Consider the following 17,121-nt stretch of genomic DNA (forward strand, 5'->3'; position numbering starts at 1 on the left):
GCAGGTGCGGACGGGTCAGCGCTTCTTCTGCGCGCGTTTCGCTGCTGCGTTGACGGCTGCCTTGACGGCGGGAGGCAGGCCCGCCTGCTCCGTTTCCGGTTCGGTCACCGAGCCGCGGACCTTCGCGATGGCTTTCATGCCGTGGTACATCACCAGGGCGGCGGCTGAGCCTAGGGCGATGCCCGTGAATGTTAGTTCCCCGATGGTCCACGTGTAGTCGGCAATGCCGATGATCAGGGCGACGGCGGCCGTGGTCAGGTTCACGGGGTTGGAGAAGTTCACCTTGTTCTGCACCCAGATCTTGACGCCCAGGATGCCGATCATGCCGTAGAGCATGGTGGCGGCGCCGCCCAGCACGCCCGGAGGGACCGTTGCAATCAATTCGCCGAATTTCGGCGAGAAACTCAGCACAATGGCAAAGACGCCGGCAACCCAGTACGCCGCCGTCGAATAGACCTTGGTGGCCGCCATAACGCCGATGTTCTCCGCGTAAGTGGTGGTGCCGGAGCCGCCGCCGATGCCGGCGAGGACCGTGGCGGCACCGTCGGCCATCAGCGCGCGGCCGGAGACGCCGTCGAGGTTCTGGCCGGTCATGGCCGCCACGGACTTCACGTGCCCGATGTTTTCGGCCACGAGGACCAGTACCACGGGCACAAAGAGGCCAAGCACGCCCACGTGGAACTCGGGGGTCTGGAAGTGCGGGAGGCCGAGCCAGGCGGCGGCTTCCATTTTTTCGTAGCTCACTTCGCCGCGCAGCATGGCCACGAGGTAGCCCACCACTACGCCCACGAGGATGCTGAGCCGGCCGACGATTCCGCGGAAAAGAACGCTGACCAGGATGATGGTGGCCAGCGTGATCACGGCGGTGACGGGGGCGGCGTCGAAGTTCATTTTCGCCGCGGGCGCAAGGTTCAGGCCGATCAGCGCCACGATGGCGCCGGTGACGATGGGTGGCATCAGCCGGTTGATCCAGCCCGCGCCGAACTTCTGCACGATCGCACCGATCAGGGCCAGTGCGACGCCGGCGAGCACCACTCCGCCCAGCGCGCCGGGCACGCCGAACTGCTGCTGGGACGCCATGATGGGCGCGATAAACGCGAAGCTGGAGCCGAGATAGCTGGGCACACGCCCCTTGGTGATGACCAGGAACAGCAGCGTGCCGATGCCGGAGAAGAAGAGGGTGGTGGCCGGCGGCATTCCGGTAATGATGGGCACCAGGAAGGTGGCTCCGAACATGGCTACGACGTGCTGCATGCCCACGCCGATGGTCAGAGGCCAGGCCAGCCGCTCATCCGGAGCAACCACGTGGCCGGGCTTAATCGATTTGCCGGTGCCGTGGAGCTTCCATTTCATTCCGAGCATGCTCATGGTCGGGGCCTTTCAAAGGGGGTTGCCGCTGGGGCTGGGATCTTCCGGTGCAACAATACCGCGCGCCCGGTCCGGGTTAAGCAAGTGCTATCGAGTGCCTTCCTCGCGATCCTCATTACTTCCCAGGCCAGCTCATTGCTGGGCGCGTAGGCGGTGAGGTTTAGCGGTCCAGGTGGATGCGCCAGGTTAATGGTGAGCCCGGCCAGGTACGCCGTGTCCAGCCGAACGCCGTCGATAGTGATGAAGCCATGGTCCATGTTTGCGGGTGCCGGGCCGGGGCCGGTCATATGCGTGCCGGTCAGCTTGTGGGGGTCGATAATGTCTGACCGGAAGATCTGGGCGATGGGCTGGCCGCGCAGGCGCTGCACCATGAGGCCAAGGGCAATGTAGTTCGCGTTGGCGTACAGCATGCGGTCGCCGGGCGTCAGCACCCAGGGCACGCTGGCTGTCAGGGCAAGAATTTCTTCAGCCGTGATGGGCTGCGTCAGCGCCTGCTGCAGGGTGCGCGACGTCAACTGCGTGTCGTGATAGTTGGGCGTGCCGCTCGTGTGCCGCAGGAGATGCTCCACCGTGACAGGGCCTGGCGGCTTCATCAGGCTGTCGAATTCGGGGAGGTGCCTCCCAGCCGGACCTTGGAGCTGGATGATGCCTTCCTCCACCAGTTTCAGGACCGAAACGGCAACCATGGATTTGGTGAAGCTGGCGACGTGGACCGGGTCGGTGACCTCGGCCGGCGTCGACGTTTCAAGGCTGCGGACCCCGCCTGCCGACGAAAAGGTCTCGCCATCGATCCGCGCCTCGATCAGGACTGCCGGGGCTCCGAGGTCCAGCATCCTTTTGCTGAATTCCTCCAGGATGGTCCGGTATGTCACGGACGCTCGGGTGACCTGGACAGGCGCCGGCGGCGCCGCTATGCAGCCCGTCAGCACTACTGCCACGATGGCGGCCAGAACGGCTGAGAACCGGACCGGTGATGGGCGCTTCCTAGGCTCCGACATGTCTTCACGTCCCTGCTGGGGTCGGGCGGCGCAGGGAGCACGATCAGGCAGGCTGCGCCTGTACTGCCCATGTTCCTCAGGCTCTCTGGAGGGGTCAATCGGAATTCCCGCCTCCGCTGTGGTGAACGTCACCTGTGTATTGGGAAGACGTCCGGCCTGCTTGAAGTTACAACTATGGAAAGCAGACCGCCGGCCCATCGATTGCGATGAGCTGGCCCAGCGAAAGGTACGCCATGACTATTGCCCACGAAGAAGCGGTTATCGATTCGGCCGCCGTCGACGCCATTTTTGCCGAGGCCCGCACGGCCAACTCCTTCACCGGTGAGGTGACCGAGGACCAGGCCCGCGCCATCTACGAGCTCACCAAGTTCGGCCCCACGGCTTTCAACTCCCAGCCCCTCCGCGTGACCTACGTCCGCTCGGACGAGGCCCGCGCCACGCTGGTCGACGCCCTGATGCCCGGCAACAAGGCCAAGACCGCCTCCGCGCCGCTGGTTGCCATCCTCAGCTACGACACCGCCTGGGCCGAGCAGTGGGACAACTTCCTTCCCGAGTACAACGCTCCGAAGGCCATGTATGACGCCGCCCCGGACCTGGCCGCGTCCACCGGCAACAACAACGCCCACCTGCAGGCCGGCTACTTCATCCTGGCCGTCCGGTCCCTCGGCCTCGCAGCCGGCCCGATGACCGGAGCCGACTTCGGCGCCATCGACGCCGCGTTCTTCCCGGCCGGCGACCAGAAGAGCTTCCTGGTGGTCAACATCGGCCAGGCCGGCGCAGACGCCTGGGGCGCAGCGAAGCCCAAGTTCAGCTACGAGGACGTTGTCCGCACCGTCTAACGCTCTCTCACTTTTCGCAGCTTAAACGCCGACGCTCTCTCACTTTCCTGAGGAAAGTGAGAGAGCGTCGGTCATTTAAGCGCATTTAGTGAGAGAGCGTTCGTATTTCTCGGCAGGCTAGGCGATGACGCCGTCCACCAGCGCCTTGGCTTCCGCCTGGACCTGCTTGAGGTGCTCCTCGCCCTTGAAGGACTCGGCGTAGATCTTGTAGACGTCCTCGGTCCCGGACGGGCGCGCGGCGAACCAGGCGTTCTCCGTAACCACCTTGAGCCCTCCGATGGACGCGCCGTTGCCGGGCGCCTCGGTCAGCTTGGCCGTGATGGTTTCGCCAGCCAGTTCAGTTGCAGTGACGTCCGACGGCGAGAGCTTGCCGAGTGCCGCCTTCTGCTCCCGCGTGGCTGCTGCATCAATGCGCGCGTAGACCGGGGCGCCGAACTGGTCGGTCAGGCCCTTGTACAGCTGGGACGGTGACTTGCCCGTAACGGCGGTGATCTCGGAGGCCAGCAGCGCCAGCAGGATGCCGTCCTTGTCGGTGGTCCAGACGCTGCCGTCCAGCTTGTTAAAGGAAGCGCCGGCAGATTCCTCGCCGCCGAACGCGCCTTCGCCGGACAGCAGCCCCGGCACAAACCACTTGAAGCCCACGGGGACCTCAATCAGTTTGCGGCCCAGGCTTTCCGCCACCCGGTCGATGATCGAGGACGAAACCAGGGTCTTGCCCACCACCGAGTTGGGGTTCCAGCCGCTGCGGTTGCGGTAGAGGTAATCGATGGCGACGGCGAGGTAGTGGTTCGGGTTCATCAGGCCACCGTCGGGGGTCACGATCCCGTGCCGATCGGCGTCGGCGTCGTTGCCGGTGGCGACGTCGAACGCGGCTGAACTGCCGCCGTCGGACATCCTGTTGATCAGGGAAGCCATGGCGAACGGCGAGGAGCAGTCCATCCGGATCTTCTCGTCCCAGTCCAGGGTCATGAACGCCCACTGGGGATCCACGGTGGGGTTCACCACGGTCAGGTCCAGGTGGTGGCGCTCGCCGATCTCGCCCCAGTAATCCACTGCAGCCCCGCCCATGGGGTCGGCGCCGATGCGGACACCGGCCTCGCGGATGGCGTCCAGGTTCAACACAGACGGGAGGTCGTCAACGTAGCTGCTGAGGAAATCGAACTTGCCGGTGCTGTCCGCGGCCAGGGCGTCGGAGACGGGGACGCGCTTCACGCCCCGCAGGTCGTTTTCGAGGAGTTCGTTGGCGCGGTTGGCGATCCAGCCCGTGGCGTCGGAATCGGCCGGGCCGCCGTGCGGAGGGTTGTACTTGAAGCCGCCGTCTCCGGGCGGGTTGTGGCTGGGCGTGACCACAATGCCGTCCGCTTCCGGAGTGCCGGGCTGGCGGTTGTTGTTGTATTTGAGGATGGCGTGGCTCAGTGCCGGTGTGGGGGTGTAGCCGTGCCGCGCGTCGATCAGCACGTGTACGCCGTTGGCTGCGAGAACCTCCAGGGCGGAGTTCTGCGCCGGCTCGCTGAGGGCGTGGGTGTCCTTCGCCAGGAAAAGCGGGCCGGTGATGCCCTGCCCGGCGCGGTATTCCACGATTGCCTGCGTGATCGCGACGATATGTTTTTCGTTGAACGACGCCTTGAGGCTCGAGCCGCGGTGCCCGGAAGTGCCGAACGCCACGCGCTGGCCGGGATCACCCAGATCCGGCGTGATGTCGTAATACGCGTCGAGGAGCGCAGTGATGTCAACAAGGTCCTGGGGTTGGGCAACTGTGCCCGCGCGGCTAGCCATGGCACCAGCATGCCAGACGTGGGCTGGAGTCAAAACGCGCGGTCCATAATCCGGTCCCTATGACGCGGAAAAGTCCCCGCCGGACGCTTGGCAGCAAGTAGCTAAAGCAAGTACTCGCCCCAAAAGTACCTATATACCGGCTCCCCGCGACGCTGCTACGTTCGGAAAACTCAGGAATGAATGCTCGACGGCGGGGAGCGCCGCCGTCGGGCTCTGCAGTAAGTGTCTGGCACTGCAGTAAGTCGCACACTGCAGTGAGTTGGCATGCGGGAGCCAGGGGGTAGGTCATGGGGACAGGAGACGGCGCGGCCGAGCGGTCGAGGCTGGCTGCAGAACGAGTGCAGCGGCTGAAACGCCAGCTCGATCAGGCCGAGCGTGCCACGAAGTCGTGGGATGCCGGTGCGGTTGGCGAGCGGCTCGTGGCGGACAGCCTGAGCGGGCTCATTCCGCACGGCTGGTACCTGCTGAACGATGTGCACTGGCCCGGCCGGCCCAAAGCGAACCTTGACCATGTGCTGGTGGGTCCCGGCGGGGTGGTGGTGGTCGATGCCAAGAACTGGACCGGCGAGGTCCGTGTTTCCGCGGGCGTCCTGTGGCAGGGCCGTTTTGCGAGGACGCAGTCCGTGGACGGGGCGTTGGCGCAGTGCGCCGCCGTCGCGTCCGTGCTGGCGCCGCCCCACCGGCGGTTCGTCCGCCCGTTGATCTGCCTCGCCGGGCAGCCGGGCCTCTTCGGCATCACCAATTCCGACGTCGCCGTTGTAGGTGCCGACCGTGTGGTTGGTGCCGTCCTTGCGCTGCCCCCGGTGCTCAACCAGCAGACGGTGGTGGGCCTGTATGCGCACCTCGGCGAGCAGCTCACGCAGGAATCTGCGGCTGAAAGTCCTGCGGTGAACTCGCTGTCCGTGAAGTCACCGACCGTGAAGCCGGCGGCCGGTCGGCCGGTGGTGCCGCGGCCGCCGGTGGCGGGGCCGCCGCGGTCCGGGCAGGCAGGAGGCCGGCCCGCGCCCCGGCAACTCGCCCCTGGCACCGGCACCGGCGCCGGTACTGGCCGTGGGGCGCGTAGTGGGGCGGGCGGCGGCTCCATACGTGCCAGGAAGTCGAAGGCGCAGCACCACGCCGCCAGCGGAATGACCCCGTTGATGTTCCTGGCTGCCTTTGTGGTTTTTGCTGTCTACGTGCTGCCGTATTGGGGGCGGTAGGACTGGACGGCGGCCGCTGTAGGCCGGTACAGCAGGCGGCTGTAGGCTGGGAAGCGAAGACTTCGAATGGGGAAAACCATGACTGACCAGCCAACTCCGCGCCCTGATTCGCAAGGGTCCGGCGCCCAAGGACCAGGCGATTCGCCGGCAGGCTACGAGCCGCCCCAGTTTGTGCCGCCGCAGGGCCCGAGCATTCCGGCGCCGCCTCTGTATGACCAGAATCAGTACGGCCAGAGCCAGTACGGCACAGGCCAGTACAGCCAGCCGGGCCAGTACAGCCAACCTGGCGCGTACAGCCAGCCCGGGGATCAGTACGGCGCGACGTATGCCCAGCCTGCAGGTCCTTACGGCCAGGGTGCCAGCCCTTATGGCCAGCCGGCGTACGGGCAACCCTCGTACGGCCAGCCTGCCTACTACGGCATGCCGGCGCAGGAGCCCAAGGGCCTGAGCATCGCCAGCATGGTCCTCGGCATTTCCTCGGTCATTCTTGGCTGGTTCACGATTCCGCAGATCGCCGCAATCATCACCGGCCATCTGGCCCTCCGCCGTGAACCCTCTGGCAAGGGCATGTCCATCACCGGGCTGGTCCTGGGCTACCTTTGCCTGCTGGGTTACGGAGCGTTCTGGCTGCTCCTCATCATCGGGCTGACGTACAGCTCCACCTACGGCTACTGAGCGGTCGCAGCCGACCCAGGCTAAGAGACTGCCGGGCAGCGGAAAGGCCCCCGTCAGGGGGCCTTTCTTCAGGTGGGCCTGACTGTCAAAATCAGACTCTCTCGCGCCTGCGCTCAGCGGCCGGTTCCTGGGCTTCGTGGGTCCTCCGGCGACGCGGGAAGGCCCAGAAGGTGAAGTCCTGGGCCGTGTAATGCGGCTCCGGACGGTCCGGCGGTGTTTCCTGGCGCGCTTCGGGTTTCCGGTCGGCTTCCTTCTTGGTACGCCACCCGAAATCCTCCATCGATGAATAGCACATCACAGACCTCCTCATAGTGACTGCCCCTTAATCGTCCTCCGGATCGGCCCCGGAGTCGACACCCAGAGCCGTTCAAACGGGCATCAGAGGCCGAGCTGGGCCGCTACTTGGAGAAGGAGCAGTTCGGATCCCGCCGGCCCCACGAGCTGGATGCCCATCGGGAGGCCATGAGCCGGTTGCCCGCCGGTCCAGTGCACGGGAAAGGTGATGGCAGGCAGGCCGCAGACATTCACCATGGAGGACCACGGGGCGAATTCGCACTGCCGGCGGTAGTCGCCGTCGGCGTCCCCGGGCCATTCTGCTGCCGGCCACGGTTCGTCGCCGTGCGTGGCGCCGGTAAACCAGCCCACGGGGCGTGGCGTCTGCGCCAGGGCCGGCATCAGCATCAGGTCCCAGCCGCCGTACTGCGTGATGGTGTCGCGTTCGAATTGCCTCAGGAACGCCAGTGATTCATTGAGTTTTGCGGCGCTGCGCTGCTGGGCCCGGCGCCTGAACGTGCGGGTCAGCGGGGCCAGAAGCGCTTCGCGGTGCGGACTGATCCGGGCAGTTCCGACGGCGGCGGTCCACGCGGTGGTGAAGGCGTCCGGGTAGCGGTTGTCGTAGCGGATGGCGGCTTCGCTGACGGCGTGCCCGGTATGCTCCAGCATTTCGAGGCCCGTCTGCAGCGCGGCCAAGGCTTCGGGTTCCGGCGTGAACGGAAAGGTGGTGGACCAGGGGCTGTCCAGGGTCAGGCCGATTCGCAGAGGACGCGGTTCGTGTGCCACGGCGTCGAGATAACTGCTGCCAGCGGACGGCGCCAGAGCATCCATCAGGAGGGCCGCGTCGGCTGCGCTGCGGGCCAGGGGCCCCGCCGCCACCAGTCGGGCGGGATCGCCTGAACTTTCGCCCGACGGCACCACGCCGCGGCCGGGTTTGAGGCCCACCAGGCCGCAGGCGGCGGCCGGGATGCGGACGGAACCGCCGCCGTCGGTCCCCGGCGCGAACGGAAGCAGGCCGGCGGCCACGGCGGCAGCGCTGCCTCCCGACGAGCCGCCGGAACTCCGGCTCGGGGCATGGGGATTGCGCGACGGCGGTGCGATGCGGTTTTCGCTGTACGCCGTCAGTCCAAACTCCGGAACCTGCGTCTTGCCCAGTGAGACAACGCCTGCGGCCTTGAGGACTGAGGCCAGGGCGCCGTCGGCGGGCGCCGGTTTGTGGTCAATAGCAGCGCTTCCGTGCGTGGTCACCACGCCGGCGACGTCGGTCAGGTCCTTGAACGCCACCGGCATGCCGTGCAGGAGCGGCAGGCCGTTCGCGCTGCCTCCGTAGTCCCTCGGGGAGTCGTTTCCGAAGTCTTTTCGGAGCTGGACGAACCGGGCATCGGCCGCCGCAGCGTCGGCCATCGCCTGATCTGACGTGACCGTGACAAAGGCGCCCAGCAACGGGTTCTGCTCTGCGATCCGGGCCAGGAAATGGGCTGTGGCTTCCCGCGCTGAGAGCTCTCCGGTGCGGAGCGCATCCCGGAGCCGAACAGCCGGCAGGTCGTGGATGTCAGCCAAGGAAGCGAGGCTCCAGGCGCCTCTCGGAAGCGGTGGCTCCATTCTCTCCACCGGCTTCCGCGGTGACGATGTAGGCGCCCTTGCCCCGTACTTCGGCAACCGCTTCCACAAGTTCCGTGCCGTGGTAGACCAGCCCCACGCCGTCGTCCGTGCAGTGCGTTTCCCCCAGCACTCCGTCAGCCACGAGCCGGTGCACCAGCGGGCGCCGCCTTTCCTCTGAGTCGTAATGGACGCCATTGGCGTACGGGAGGAAGGCCAAGCCATTGGTCACGGCACGCAGCTCCGGCCCAAACGAATCAGTGGTGCCGCCCTGGTACCAGCAGATTGATCCGGCCGAAACCCCCGCCAGCACAACTCCGTGCTGCCACACGCGGTGGAGGATGCCGTCCAGCCCGTGGGCACGCCAGACGGCAAGCAGGTTCACCACGGAGCCGCCGTTCACCCACACCACGTCCTGTTCCAGCAGATGCGCCTCCGGGTCTGCGTGGTTTGGCATGGTGAAGAGGTTGAGGTGGCTGAAGTCGAAGCCCGCCAGCCGCGCTGCCTCATCCATTTCCGCATTGAATCCGCGCTGATCCCCTGCGGCCGTACCCACGTGGGTGACCCGCGGCGGCCGTCCGCTGGCTCCGGAAAGCTCGACGGCATAGTGCAGCAGGCGGTCAAACTCCAAGCGTGTTCGAACACCTTGCCTGTAGCCTCCAGACGTGGCCAAAATGGTGGGCTGCTCAGCGGGCAAGGATCCTCCTACGGGTCTTCAACAGCGTAACTTGTCCTGGTTTCGGGAGCGGCGCGATCGGCTGGCGCTAGGCTGGAAGGAGACCCGTGATTCTCCGAAAGAGGACTCCTATGAGCGATTTTGATACCGTGCCCGTCAACGACGTCCCAGCCGATGCCGTGATTCTGGATGTCCGCGAAGACTACGAATGGGTAGCCGGACACGCTGAGGACGCTGTGCACATTCCCCTGGACCAGCTTCCGGCGCGGCTTGACGAACTGGACCCGGACCAGGACGTCTATGTCATCTGCCGCACTGGCGGACGGTCCTTCCGCGCCGCACAATGGCTCACCGGACAGGGCTATACAGCCATCAACGTGGCCGGCGGCATGGACCAGTGGCTCGAGTCCGGCAAACCACTCGTGTCCGACAACGGCCTCAAGCCGCTCATTCTGTAGTTCAGCCCGAACCTGCGTCCCGTCACCACAGAGGAATCCATGCCCGCGACACCTGTTACGTACACTTTCCTCGGGCCTGAGGGCACGTTCACCGAGGCGGCACTGATGCAGGTTCCGGATGCCGGAGAGGCCACCCGCATTCCGGCTTCCAACGTCAACGCGGCGCTGGACATGGTCCGCGACGGTTCTGCGGATGCAGCGATGGTCCCCATCGAGAACTCGGTGGAAGGCGGCGTTACGGCCACCCTGGACGCCATTGCCGGCGGGCAGGAACTCCGAATTATCCGCGAAGTCCTGGTCCCCATCAGCTTTGTCCTGGTGGCCCGACCCGGTCTGCGTATTGACGACATCCGCCGCATTTCCACTCATGGCCATGCCTGGGCGCAGTGCCGCCTCTGGGTGGACGCGAATATTCCGGGTGCGGAATATGTTGCAGGCTCCTCCACCGCGGCGGCCGCAATGGGGCTCCTGGGCGGCGACGCCCACTACGACGCCGCTATCTGTGCGCCCATAGTGGCCCAGGAGCAGCCGGGGCTGACCGTCCTGGCGGACAACATCGGCGACAACCCGGGTGCGGTGACGCGTTTTATCTTGGTGAGCCGGCCGGGCGCCCTGCCCGAACGGACCGGTGCGGACAAGACCACGGTTGTAGTCCCGCTTCCGGAAGACCGCCCGGGTGCGCTGATGGAAATCCTGGACCAGTTCGCCACGAGGGGAGTGAACCTCAGCCGGATCGAATCCCGGCCTACGGGTCAGTACCTGGGACACTACTTCTTCAGCATCGACGCTGACGGGCACATCGCGGACGCCCGTGTGGCAGATGCACTGGCAGGGCTCCACCGCATCAGCCCGGCCACCCGCTTCCTGGGCTCGTATGGGCGGGCTGACGCCCTAAGCTCCAGCGTCGCGCAACACACCTCTGACGAGGCATTCCGGGCGGCGCATGAATGGGTCGGGCGGATTCTGCATGGGGAATGAACGCAGCTTGACGCCGCCCGAGGCTTCGCCCACAGCGTAGGCCAAGGTACTTCCGCGGGATAGTTACTGTGCGTATGCTTGCTTGATCCACTTGGGGGATGGCCCCTAATGAAGGGAACAGGTCATGAGTACCAGCAGCACAGACAACGACGGCCAGGGCATGATCGTTAATCCGAAGCCCACAGCCGACAACCAGGACTGGGACGGGGATGACGCTGACCGCGCCGACCGCCTGCGCTTCGAAGAGGAGCAGGCCATGATCCGTGAGCAGTCCGAGGCACGTGCCGCGAAAGCTGCTGCAGAGGCTGGAGTTGCCAAGAAGGCAACCGCCTGAGGCGGGACCGGCTCAGGCGGGTTGGCCCTTGACCCTTATCAGGAGCGAGCGCGGTTCCACGCGGACCGTGAGCTTGGTGGCCAGCCCGGACGTATCGCCGTCGATTTGTGTGGGCATGGGCTCCGGGCACTTGATGACGATTCGGCCGGCCCGGTACATCGTCATGATGGGCAGGTTGCCCTTGTGTTTGAAGAGGATTTTCGCGTACATGGCCAGCCAGCCGATGGCGCTGCGGGGGCTCATGACCACCACATCCAGCATGCCGTCATCGATCATGGCTTCCGGGATGAAATCGATCCCGCCCGGGACCAGCCCGCAGTTGGCAAAGAGGACGCTGCGGATGTTCCGGACCTGCTCGGGCTTGTCATCCAGCGCGACTGAGACCTTCCTTCGCCGCCCCGGCAGGTGACGCATTCCGGCTTCGGTATAGGCGAGCCAACCCACGGCTTTCTTTAGGCCGGCATTGGTATCAGCGAGTATTTCGGCGTCCATGCCGATCCCGGCGATCACCAGGAAGGCGTGCTCGGATGAGTGTCCCGTGCGGGAATTCTCGATGCCCATCCGCGCGGTATCGATGTAGCGCTGGTGGCCGAAAAGAGCTGTCTGTATGTTTGCGTGAAGGTCGTTGACGTCCAGATCCACGTTTCGCGCCAGAAGGTTTCCCGTCCCCAGCGGAATCAGGCCCATGGCCACATCCGTGTGTGCGAGGGACTCTGCCACCACCCGCACAGTACCGTCGCCACCGCCCACCAGAACGACGTCGGCCTTGTAGTCCAGCGCCGACCGGGCCTGGGAGTATCCTGGGTCCTCGGCGGTCGTCTCCAGGAAGAGAGGTTCGTCCCACCCGGCTGTCAGGCAGGCGCGCTGGATGGCTTCCTTCGCTTCGGGGGCACGTGCCTTGACGGGGTTGAGGATGACGACCACGCGTTGCTGGGTGAGGCCGGATTCGTGTGCTTCTTCGTGGACCGCGCTGCGGATGTGCAGGGCCTTGAGCTTCCGGACGCCCCACCAGCTGGAGACGGCGAAAGCCAGCGCCGCCGCGCTCAGGACGTAGAGAAGCCAGTCGTTCATGGTCTTCCAACAGTATCCCGGCCGCGGCGCCGCGATTCCCCCCGTCCGGCCGGGCAGTGTTGGTTCCGCCGGATTCGATACTCTTGTCTGGTGATCGACGTAAAAGACCTCAGCGAAAACCCGGACAAGTTCCGTGCCAGCCAGCGCGCCCGCGGCGCAGACGAATCAGTGGTGGACGCGATCATCGCCGCAGACTCCGCCAGGCGTGCCGCCCTGATCCGGTTTGAAAACCTCCGCGCCGAGCAGAACGTCTTCGGCAAGAAGGTGGCGCAGGCCAAGGGCGATGAGAAGAAAGCCCTGCTCGCCGAGGTTAAGGAACTGGCCAACACTGTAAAGGCCGCATCGGCCGAAGCAGACGCTGCCCAGGCCAAGCAGGACGAACTGCTGCGCAGTATCCCGAACCTTATTGAGGCCGGGGTCCCCGAGGGCGGCGAGGACGATTATGTGGTAGTCAAGACCGTTGGCACGCCCCGCGAGTTCCCCGATTTCGAGCCGAAGGACCATCTGGAAATCGGTGAGCTGATCGGCGCGATCGACATGGAGCGCGGCGCGAAGGTGTCCGGCTCACGCTTCTACTTCCTGCGCGGCGTGGGTGCGCGCCTGGAGATGGCGTTGCTGCAGATGGCCATGGACCAGGCCATCGAGGCCGGCTTCGTTCCCATGATCACCCCAACGTTGGTGCGCCCCGAAACCATGCAGGGCACCGGCTTTGATGTAAAGCACGACGCCGAGATCTACCGTCTCGCCGAGGACGACCTTTACCTGGTGGGCACCTCCGAGGTTGCCCTGGCCGGTTACCACGCGGACGAGATCCTGGACCTGACGGCCGGCCCCATCCGGTTCGCCGGGCAGAGCTCCTGCTACCGCCGTGAGGCCGGCTCGCACGGCAAGGACACCCGCGGCATCATCCGCGTCCACCAGTTCAACAAGGTGGAGATGTTCGTTTACACCACCGTGGAAAAGGCCGCAGCCGAACATGAACGGCTCCTGGCCTGGGAAGAGGAGATGCTGGCCAAGTGCGAGCTCCCATACCGCGTCATTGACACTGCCGCCGGAGACCTCGGCATGTCCGCGGCCCGCAAGTTCGACTGCGAAGCCTGGGTTCCCACCCAGGGCGCCTACCGTGAACTCACGTCCACCTCGAACTGCACCACGTTCCAGGCCCGCCGGCTGAACATCCGCGAGCGTGTGATCAACGACGAAGGCGTAGCCAAGGGAACCCGCGCCGTGGCCACCCTGAACGGCACGCTGGCCACCACCCGCTGGATCGTGGCCATCCTGGAGCACCACCAGAACGCCGACGGCTCGGTCAACGTCCCGGCCGCGCTGCAGAAGTACCTCGGCGGCATGGAAGTCTTCCCGGTCCTCTAGATTTCGCTCCGCGGCGCGGCGCCATTCCTAGGCTTGTTCGTGGATCTGAACGTTGAAGGTTCGGATCCGCGGATACGCCTAGGAATCTTCTTTCCGAGGCCGCCTCCATCGCCTGGCTTGTCCACATAGGGCCCGCTGCCTGCTGACAGGGGCCCTTGCAGGCAGCCCGATGGCATGGAAATCACGCCCGGACTGATTGATTCTGCCGCCATGCTGCGGACACAGGCCGGCATTGACGCCATTCACCGTGACTTCAGGAGAGGAAAGCTGGTCAGAATCCGGCGCGGATTCTACGTCCCCACGTCTGAGTGGCTTCGGGCCTGCCCCTCGAGCGCTTCGCCTGGTCGACGACGGCGGTTGCCAGATCAGTGAAAGGGCGCCGTGCTGTGCGGAGAAAGGGCTGCCCTGGCCAACGGCCTGCCCACACTCAGGACACCCGCGTTTGTCGAACTTGCAACGACACTCCCCGGACGCAGCGGGACGCGACGATCACCGCTGATGGTTCTCGGCGAGGAAGCTATGGCCAAAGAAGTGCGGGAAACGCGCTCCTATCCACTTCGGTACCGGCTGAGGACGGCGGTGGAACCCGTCGTGCAGGGTGAATTCCGATGCACGGGCCTGACCCAGACCGCCGTGGATGTCATGGTGGCGAGCAAGCTGAGCCAGGCTCTGGTGGTTGCTGACGGGCTGGCTCGACGGCTGCATGACGAAGGCGTCCTGCCGGATGATGCCAATCTGCTCAGCGTGGCCGACATTCGCCACGGCATCGCAGCCCATCCGTTCGAGGCAGCCCGGCGACGCGCGGAGCATGTTGCGGGGCTGGCTGGTCCTCTGGCGGAGTCGGCGGGCGAGTCCTACAGCAGGGCCGCTTTCGATTTCCTCGGCTTCGAGCAACCCGTACTCCAGCACCAGTTCAGGGATGACGACGGCTTCATCGGCCGCAGCGACTGCTGGTGGCCGGAGCACGGTGTTGTGGGTGAGTTCGACGGCAAGGCCAAGTACTTGGATGTTGATATCCGTGGCGACATGACCGCCGAGGAAGCTGTGTACCGCGAAAAGCTCCGCGAAGACCGGATCCGCGCGCTTGGATATGGGTTTGCTCGCTGGAGCTGGGCCGATGTGGATAACCCTGACCGGCTGAGGCGCAAACTCCTGGCCGCGGGCCTGCGTCCACGGCACCGGAGCTAGTTCGCGCATCTGAGCGTTCCAGGTTCGGATTTGCGAACAAGCCTAGGAATCCCGTGTCATGCGGCGGGGAATTGACCACCCGGCGGGGAAAGCTACGGCTGGCAGGAGGGCGGAGCGTGCCGAAGGTTAACACTCACACCGGGGATAACCCTGTGAGTATTTACCGGGAGTTCATGCGCGCTGTGGCCTGCGTCCTAGCCGGTTTCAGGGGGTCTCTGGTCTACTGGATGTATGACTACATTGACTGAGACCACAGTCGCTGGCATCGATGACCAGCGGATCGAAAGCGAAAACAGCACCACCAAGTTCATGGTTGCCCTGGACGTGGACGGAACCCTGGTGGACCACGACGGCCACATGTCCGTGCCTGTCCGTGAGGCCGCCCAGGCCGTGGTGGCCGCGGGACACGATGTCCTCATCGCCACCGGCCGCTCCCTGAACGCCACGCTGCCCATCATCGAGCAGATCGGCATCGACCGCGGCTACGCCGTCTGCTGCAACGGCGGCGTGACGCTCCGGCTGGATCCGGACCTGACTGACGGCTACGAAATCATCCACAAGGCCACCTTCGATCCGGCCCCGGCGCTCCTGGCATTGCGGCAGAAGCTGCCCACTGCGAAGTATGCGCTGGAGGACGAGGACGGCAACTTCCTGTCCACGGAACGATTCCAGGACGCCAGCTTCGGCGTCGAGGCGATCGGCGTCGACTTCCAGACTCTGCTCGAAGCCACCGCCGTCCGCCTTGTGGTGTTCAGCACCGAAAACACCCCGGAAGAATTCACCGCAACCATCCAGGAGATCGGACTGGCCGGCGTCACCTATTCGGTCGGCTGGACGGCGTGGCTGGACATTGCCGCCGCCGGTGTTACGAAGGCCAGCGCGCTGGAACGGCTCCGCGGCCAGTTGGGGGCTGAACCCCACCGGACCGTGGCTATTGGCGACGGCCGGAACGACATCGAAATGTTGGGCTGGGCCGGGCGCGGAGTCGCTATGGGCCAGGCCCCGGAGGAAGTTATCGCCGCCGCGGATGAGGTCACACATTCAGTGTTCGACGACGGCGCCGCGCACGTGCTGCGCAGCCTCATTTAGAGGGCCGGCAGTAGCGGCAAGTGGCTCTTGAGCGGCAACCCTAGACTGGGGCTGTGCACTTCAAGGAGTGCCCGGCGCCGCCCGGGCTGTGGCCGTTCGTCACGGGTTTCTGGTTCATCCGGGCCAGCCCCGCGGCACGCTATGAAAAGATCCTGCCCGGACCTTCGGCCCACCTGGTCCTGAACCTCTCGGATCCGTACCGGCTGATCGACCCCGCCGGTTCCGACGGTCCGGCGCAAGAAGTCGCCGCCGGGTTTTACTCGGGACTCCAGCGCACCTACCTCATCAGTGAAAACCCCGCGCAAATTTTCAACGTGGGATCGTTCCTGCTCGCAGCGGTGATGTCCGTGGTGCTCGCGGCGTTTATCGGCGACGGCGGTGCCGGATTCGGTGCCCTAGCCGAGCCCTAGCCGGGCTGGCTACCGGCGCGGCCTGGGTGGCAGCCGCGTTGGGTGTCAACTACCTCTTCGAACGCCGCAGCCTCACGCTGTTCGCCATCAACGCCGGCTACAACATCGTGACTTTCACGGCGATGGGGGCAATCATTGGCGCCATGCAGTAGGGGGCGCCCTGCAAGAGGCCTTCAGCAGCAGGCGGCGTGAGCCAGCTGTGTTCAGCGCACCTCAAGGATGAGCGCCAGCAACCGTGCGGCGGCGGGGCGGGCAGCGTGTTCCTCGTTCCATTGGGACCTGGCCACTGCTTTGCTGACGGCCTGGGTGGTGATGCTGAGTTCCTGGGCCACGGCTTTCTGCTGTCCGCGGACGCCGGGGGTCATGAGGTCCAGCACGCGCCATTCAGCCCCGGATCTGTCCCGCACAATATGGCCCAAAAGCCGCAGCACGGCCTCGGCTTCGTGGGCGATGTCTGCCAACGGTCCTTCCACGGCAACCGGGATGCGTTCCTTGCTGTTCCGGAGCCGGTCCACCGCGCGCCGGGCATAGATCAGGCCGTGGCCGGAGGCATCCTTGATCTGGTTGGGAAGCGGCTCGTTGACCGGTCCGACGCCGAGCCCCACGTACCAGGAGCCGCAGCGCAGGGCGATCAGGGCAGCCTCCACGGCCTGATGCGGGCAGTCCACAATGCCCTGGACTTCATCCTCCACCGACCGGTCGAAATCGAGGCGCGCTGGTAGGTGCCGCAGGTCCTTCAGCAGCTGAGGGACGCGGTCGCCGTCGCGCCGGCTGTCGGTCTGGTTGATGGTCAACGTGAACATGTGAAACACAGACTAC

General features: G+C 65.5%; 19 protein-coding genes. 11 read left to right on the forward strand and 8 right to left on the reverse strand.

Annotated elements, in window-relative coordinates:
• Positions 1-15: 15 nt before the first annotated feature.
• Positions 16-1,368 carry a uracil-xanthine permease family protein gene (locus tag NG696_RS08185; protein ID WP_252567946.1) on the reverse strand — a complete coding sequence of 451 codons (1,353 nt, stop codon included), beginning with the start codon at positions 1,366-1,368 and terminating at the stop codon, positions 16-18.
• Positions 1,365-2,366: a serine hydrolase domain-containing protein gene (locus tag NG696_RS08190; protein ID WP_252567948.1), complete on the reverse strand. Its 1,002-nt coding sequence runs from the start codon at positions 2,364-2,366 to the stop codon at positions 1,365-1,367. The genes NG696_RS08185 and NG696_RS08190 overlap by 4 nt, the downstream gene beginning before the upstream one ends.
• Positions 2,367-2,599: 233 nt before the next feature.
• Here NG696_RS08190 and NG696_RS08195 point away from each other — a divergent pair, with 233 nt between their 5' ends.
• Positions 2,600-3,205 (forward strand): malonic semialdehyde reductase, encoded by a 606-nt coding sequence (locus tag NG696_RS08195; protein WP_056347654.1) that lies wholly within the window; start codon positions 2,600-2,602, stop codon positions 3,203-3,205.
• Positions 3,206-3,322: 117 nt separating this feature from the next.
• Here the strand turns inward: NG696_RS08195 and pgm are convergent, their stop codons facing one another.
• On the reverse strand, positions 3,323-4,981 hold the full coding sequence (gene pgm / locus NG696_RS08200; RefSeq protein WP_252567950.1) for a phosphoglucomutase (alpha-D-glucose-1,6-bisphosphate-dependent): 1,659 nt from the start codon (positions 4,979-4,981) through the stop codon (positions 3,323-3,325).
• 287 nt (positions 4,982-5,268) lie between these two features.
• Here pgm and NG696_RS08205 point away from each other — a divergent pair, with 287 nt between their 5' ends.
• Both NG696_RS08205 and NG696_RS08210 read left to right on the forward strand, forming a co-directional pair.
• Entirely contained in the window at positions 5,269-6,180 is a 912-nt protein-coding gene (locus tag NG696_RS08205) for a nuclease-related domain-containing protein (RefSeq protein WP_252575111.1), read from the forward strand.
• A 78-nt stretch (positions 6,181-6,258) separates the two neighbouring features.
• Positions 6,259-6,855, forward strand: coding sequence for a DUF4190 domain-containing protein (locus NG696_RS08210; RefSeq protein WP_252575113.1), 597 nt, complete (start codon positions 6,259-6,261; stop codon positions 6,853-6,855).
• A 91-nt stretch (positions 6,856-6,946) separates the two neighbouring features.
• Here the strand turns inward: NG696_RS08210 and NG696_RS08215 are convergent, their stop codons facing one another.
• From NG696_RS08215 to NG696_RS08225, 3 genes are all read right to left on the reverse strand, one after another.
• The gene (locus tag NG696_RS08215; RefSeq protein ID WP_252567955.1) at positions 6,947-7,150 is read right to left on the reverse strand and encodes a hypothetical protein; all 204 of its coding nucleotides are present in this window, start codon (positions 7,148-7,150) and stop codon (positions 6,947-6,949) included.
• 83 nt (positions 7,151-7,233) lie between these two features.
• Positions 7,234-8,688, reverse strand: a complete 1,455-nt coding sequence (locus tag NG696_RS08220; protein ID WP_252575115.1) for an amidase — start codon at positions 8,686-8,688, stop codon at positions 7,234-7,236.
• On the reverse strand, positions 8,681-9,424 hold the full coding sequence (locus NG696_RS08225) for a Type 1 glutamine amidotransferase-like domain-containing protein (RefSeq protein WP_252567959.1): 744 nt from the start codon (positions 9,422-9,424) through the stop codon (positions 8,681-8,683). Before NG696_RS08225 ends, NG696_RS08220 begins: the two co-directional genes overlap by 8 nt.
• Before the next feature lie 110 nt (positions 9,425-9,534).
• On the opposite strand from NG696_RS08225, the gene NG696_RS08230 reads away from it, so the two are divergent.
• The 3 genes from NG696_RS08230 to NG696_RS08240 all read left to right on the forward strand — a co-directional run bounded on the left by NG696_RS08230 (position 9,535) and on the right by NG696_RS08240 (position 11,173).
• A complete protein-coding gene (locus NG696_RS08230) occupies positions 9,535-9,861 on the forward strand; it encodes a rhodanese-like domain-containing protein (RefSeq protein ID WP_056347663.1) in 327 nt (108 codons plus the stop codon).
• 39 nt (positions 9,862-9,900) lie between these two features.
• Entirely contained in the window at positions 9,901-10,839 is a 939-nt protein-coding gene (gene pheA, locus NG696_RS08235; RefSeq protein WP_252575117.1) for a prephenate dehydratase, read from the forward strand.
• A 124-nt stretch (positions 10,840-10,963) separates the two neighbouring features.
• Complete coding sequence (locus tag NG696_RS08240) at positions 10,964-11,173, forward strand: hypothetical protein (protein ID WP_252575120.1); 210 nt, start codon at positions 10,964-10,966, stop codon at positions 11,171-11,173.
• A 12-nt stretch (positions 11,174-11,185) separates the two neighbouring features.
• Here NG696_RS08240 and NG696_RS08245 read toward each other — a convergent pair whose 3' ends face one another.
• Positions 11,186-12,244 (reverse strand): diacylglycerol/lipid kinase family protein, encoded by a 1,059-nt coding sequence (locus tag NG696_RS08245; RefSeq protein WP_252567963.1) that lies wholly within the window; start codon positions 12,242-12,244, stop codon positions 11,186-11,188.
• Positions 12,245-12,334: 90 nt separating this feature from the next.
• Between NG696_RS08245 and serS the strand changes: the two genes are divergently transcribed.
• The 5 genes from serS (at position 12,335) to NG696_RS08270 (ending at position 16,454) form a co-directional block, all read left to right on the forward strand.
• Positions 12,335-13,615 carry a serine--tRNA ligase gene (serS, locus tag NG696_RS08250; protein WP_252567965.1) on the forward strand — a complete coding sequence of 427 codons (1,281 nt, stop codon included), beginning with the start codon at positions 12,335-12,337 and terminating at the stop codon, positions 13,613-13,615.
• A 519-nt stretch (positions 13,616-14,134) separates the two neighbouring features.
• The gene (locus NG696_RS08255; protein WP_252575122.1) at positions 14,135-14,803 is read left to right on the forward strand and encodes a hypothetical protein; all 669 of its coding nucleotides are present in this window, start codon (positions 14,135-14,137) and stop codon (positions 14,801-14,803) included.
• 231 nt (positions 14,804-15,034) lie between these two features.
• Complete coding sequence (locus NG696_RS08260) at positions 15,035-15,892, forward strand: HAD family hydrolase (protein ID WP_252567969.1); 858 nt, start codon at positions 15,035-15,037, stop codon at positions 15,890-15,892.
• A gap of 53 nt (positions 15,893-15,945) precedes the next feature.
• Complete coding sequence (locus NG696_RS08265; RefSeq protein ID WP_252567971.1) at positions 15,946-16,302, forward strand: hypothetical protein; 357 nt, start codon at positions 15,946-15,948, stop codon at positions 16,300-16,302.
• 26 nt (positions 16,303-16,328) lie between these two features.
• A complete protein-coding gene (locus NG696_RS08270; RefSeq protein ID WP_252567973.1) occupies positions 16,329-16,454 on the forward strand; it encodes a DUF1761 domain-containing protein in 126 nt (41 codons plus the stop codon).
• Between the two features lie 51 nt (positions 16,455-16,505).
• Here NG696_RS08270 and NG696_RS08275 read toward each other — a convergent pair whose 3' ends face one another.
• Entirely contained in the window at positions 16,506-17,105 is a 600-nt protein-coding gene (locus NG696_RS08275) for a hypothetical protein (RefSeq protein WP_252567975.1), read from the reverse strand.
• Between the last annotated feature and the right edge of the window lie 16 nt (positions 17,106-17,121).

Source organism: Pseudarthrobacter cellobiosi (assembly GCF_023913755.1).
Classification (GTDB): domain Bacteria; phylum Actinomycetota; class Actinomycetes; order Actinomycetales; family Micrococcaceae; genus Arthrobacter; species Arthrobacter cellobiosi.

What these genes read in the sequence shown, in the direction of transcription:
- NG696_RS08185 (WP_252567946.1), bottom strand. Translation starts at nt 1,368, where the DNA reads ATGAGCATGCTCGGAATGAAATGGAAGCTCCACGGCACCGGCAAATCG.
- NG696_RS08190 (WP_252567948.1), bottom strand. Translation starts at nt 2,366, where the DNA reads ATGTCGGAGCCTAGGAAGCGCCCATCACCGGTCCGGTTCTCAGCCGTT.
- NG696_RS08195 (WP_056347654.1), top strand. Translation starts at nt 2,600, where the DNA reads ATGACTATTGCCCACGAAGAAGCGGTTATCGATTCGGCCGCCGTCGAC.
- pgm (WP_252567950.1), bottom strand. Translation starts at nt 4,981, where the DNA reads ATGGCTAGCCGCGCGGGCACAGTTGCCCAACCCCAGGACCTTGTTGAC.
- NG696_RS08205 (WP_252575111.1), top strand. Translation starts at nt 5,269, where the DNA reads ATGGGGACAGGAGACGGCGCGGCCGAGCGGTCGAGGCTGGCTGCAGAA.
- NG696_RS08210 (WP_252575113.1), top strand. Translation starts at nt 6,259, where the DNA reads ATGACTGACCAGCCAACTCCGCGCCCTGATTCGCAAGGGTCCGGCGCC.
- NG696_RS08215 (WP_252567955.1), bottom strand. Translation starts at nt 7,150, where the DNA reads ATGTGCTATTCATCGATGGAGGATTTCGGGTGGCGTACCAAGAAGGAA.
- NG696_RS08230 (WP_056347663.1), top strand. Translation starts at nt 9,535, where the DNA reads ATGAGCGATTTTGATACCGTGCCCGTCAACGACGTCCCAGCCGATGCC.
- pheA (WP_252575117.1), top strand. Translation starts at nt 9,901, where the DNA reads ATGCCCGCGACACCTGTTACGTACACTTTCCTCGGGCCTGAGGGCACG.
- NG696_RS08240 (WP_252575120.1), top strand. Translation starts at nt 10,964, where the DNA reads ATGAGTACCAGCAGCACAGACAACGACGGCCAGGGCATGATCGTTAAT.
- NG696_RS08245 (WP_252567963.1), bottom strand. Translation starts at nt 12,244, where the DNA reads ATGAACGACTGGCTTCTCTACGTCCTGAGCGCGGCGGCGCTGGCTTTC.
- NG696_RS08255 (WP_252575122.1), top strand. Translation starts at nt 14,135, where the DNA reads ATGGCCAAAGAAGTGCGGGAAACGCGCTCCTATCCACTTCGGTACCGG.
- NG696_RS08260 (WP_252567969.1), top strand. Translation starts at nt 15,035, where the DNA reads ATGACTACATTGACTGAGACCACAGTCGCTGGCATCGATGACCAGCGG.
- NG696_RS08275 (WP_252567975.1), bottom strand. Translation starts at nt 17,105, where the DNA reads ATGTTCACGTTGACCATCAACCAGACCGACAGCCGGCGCGACGGCGAC.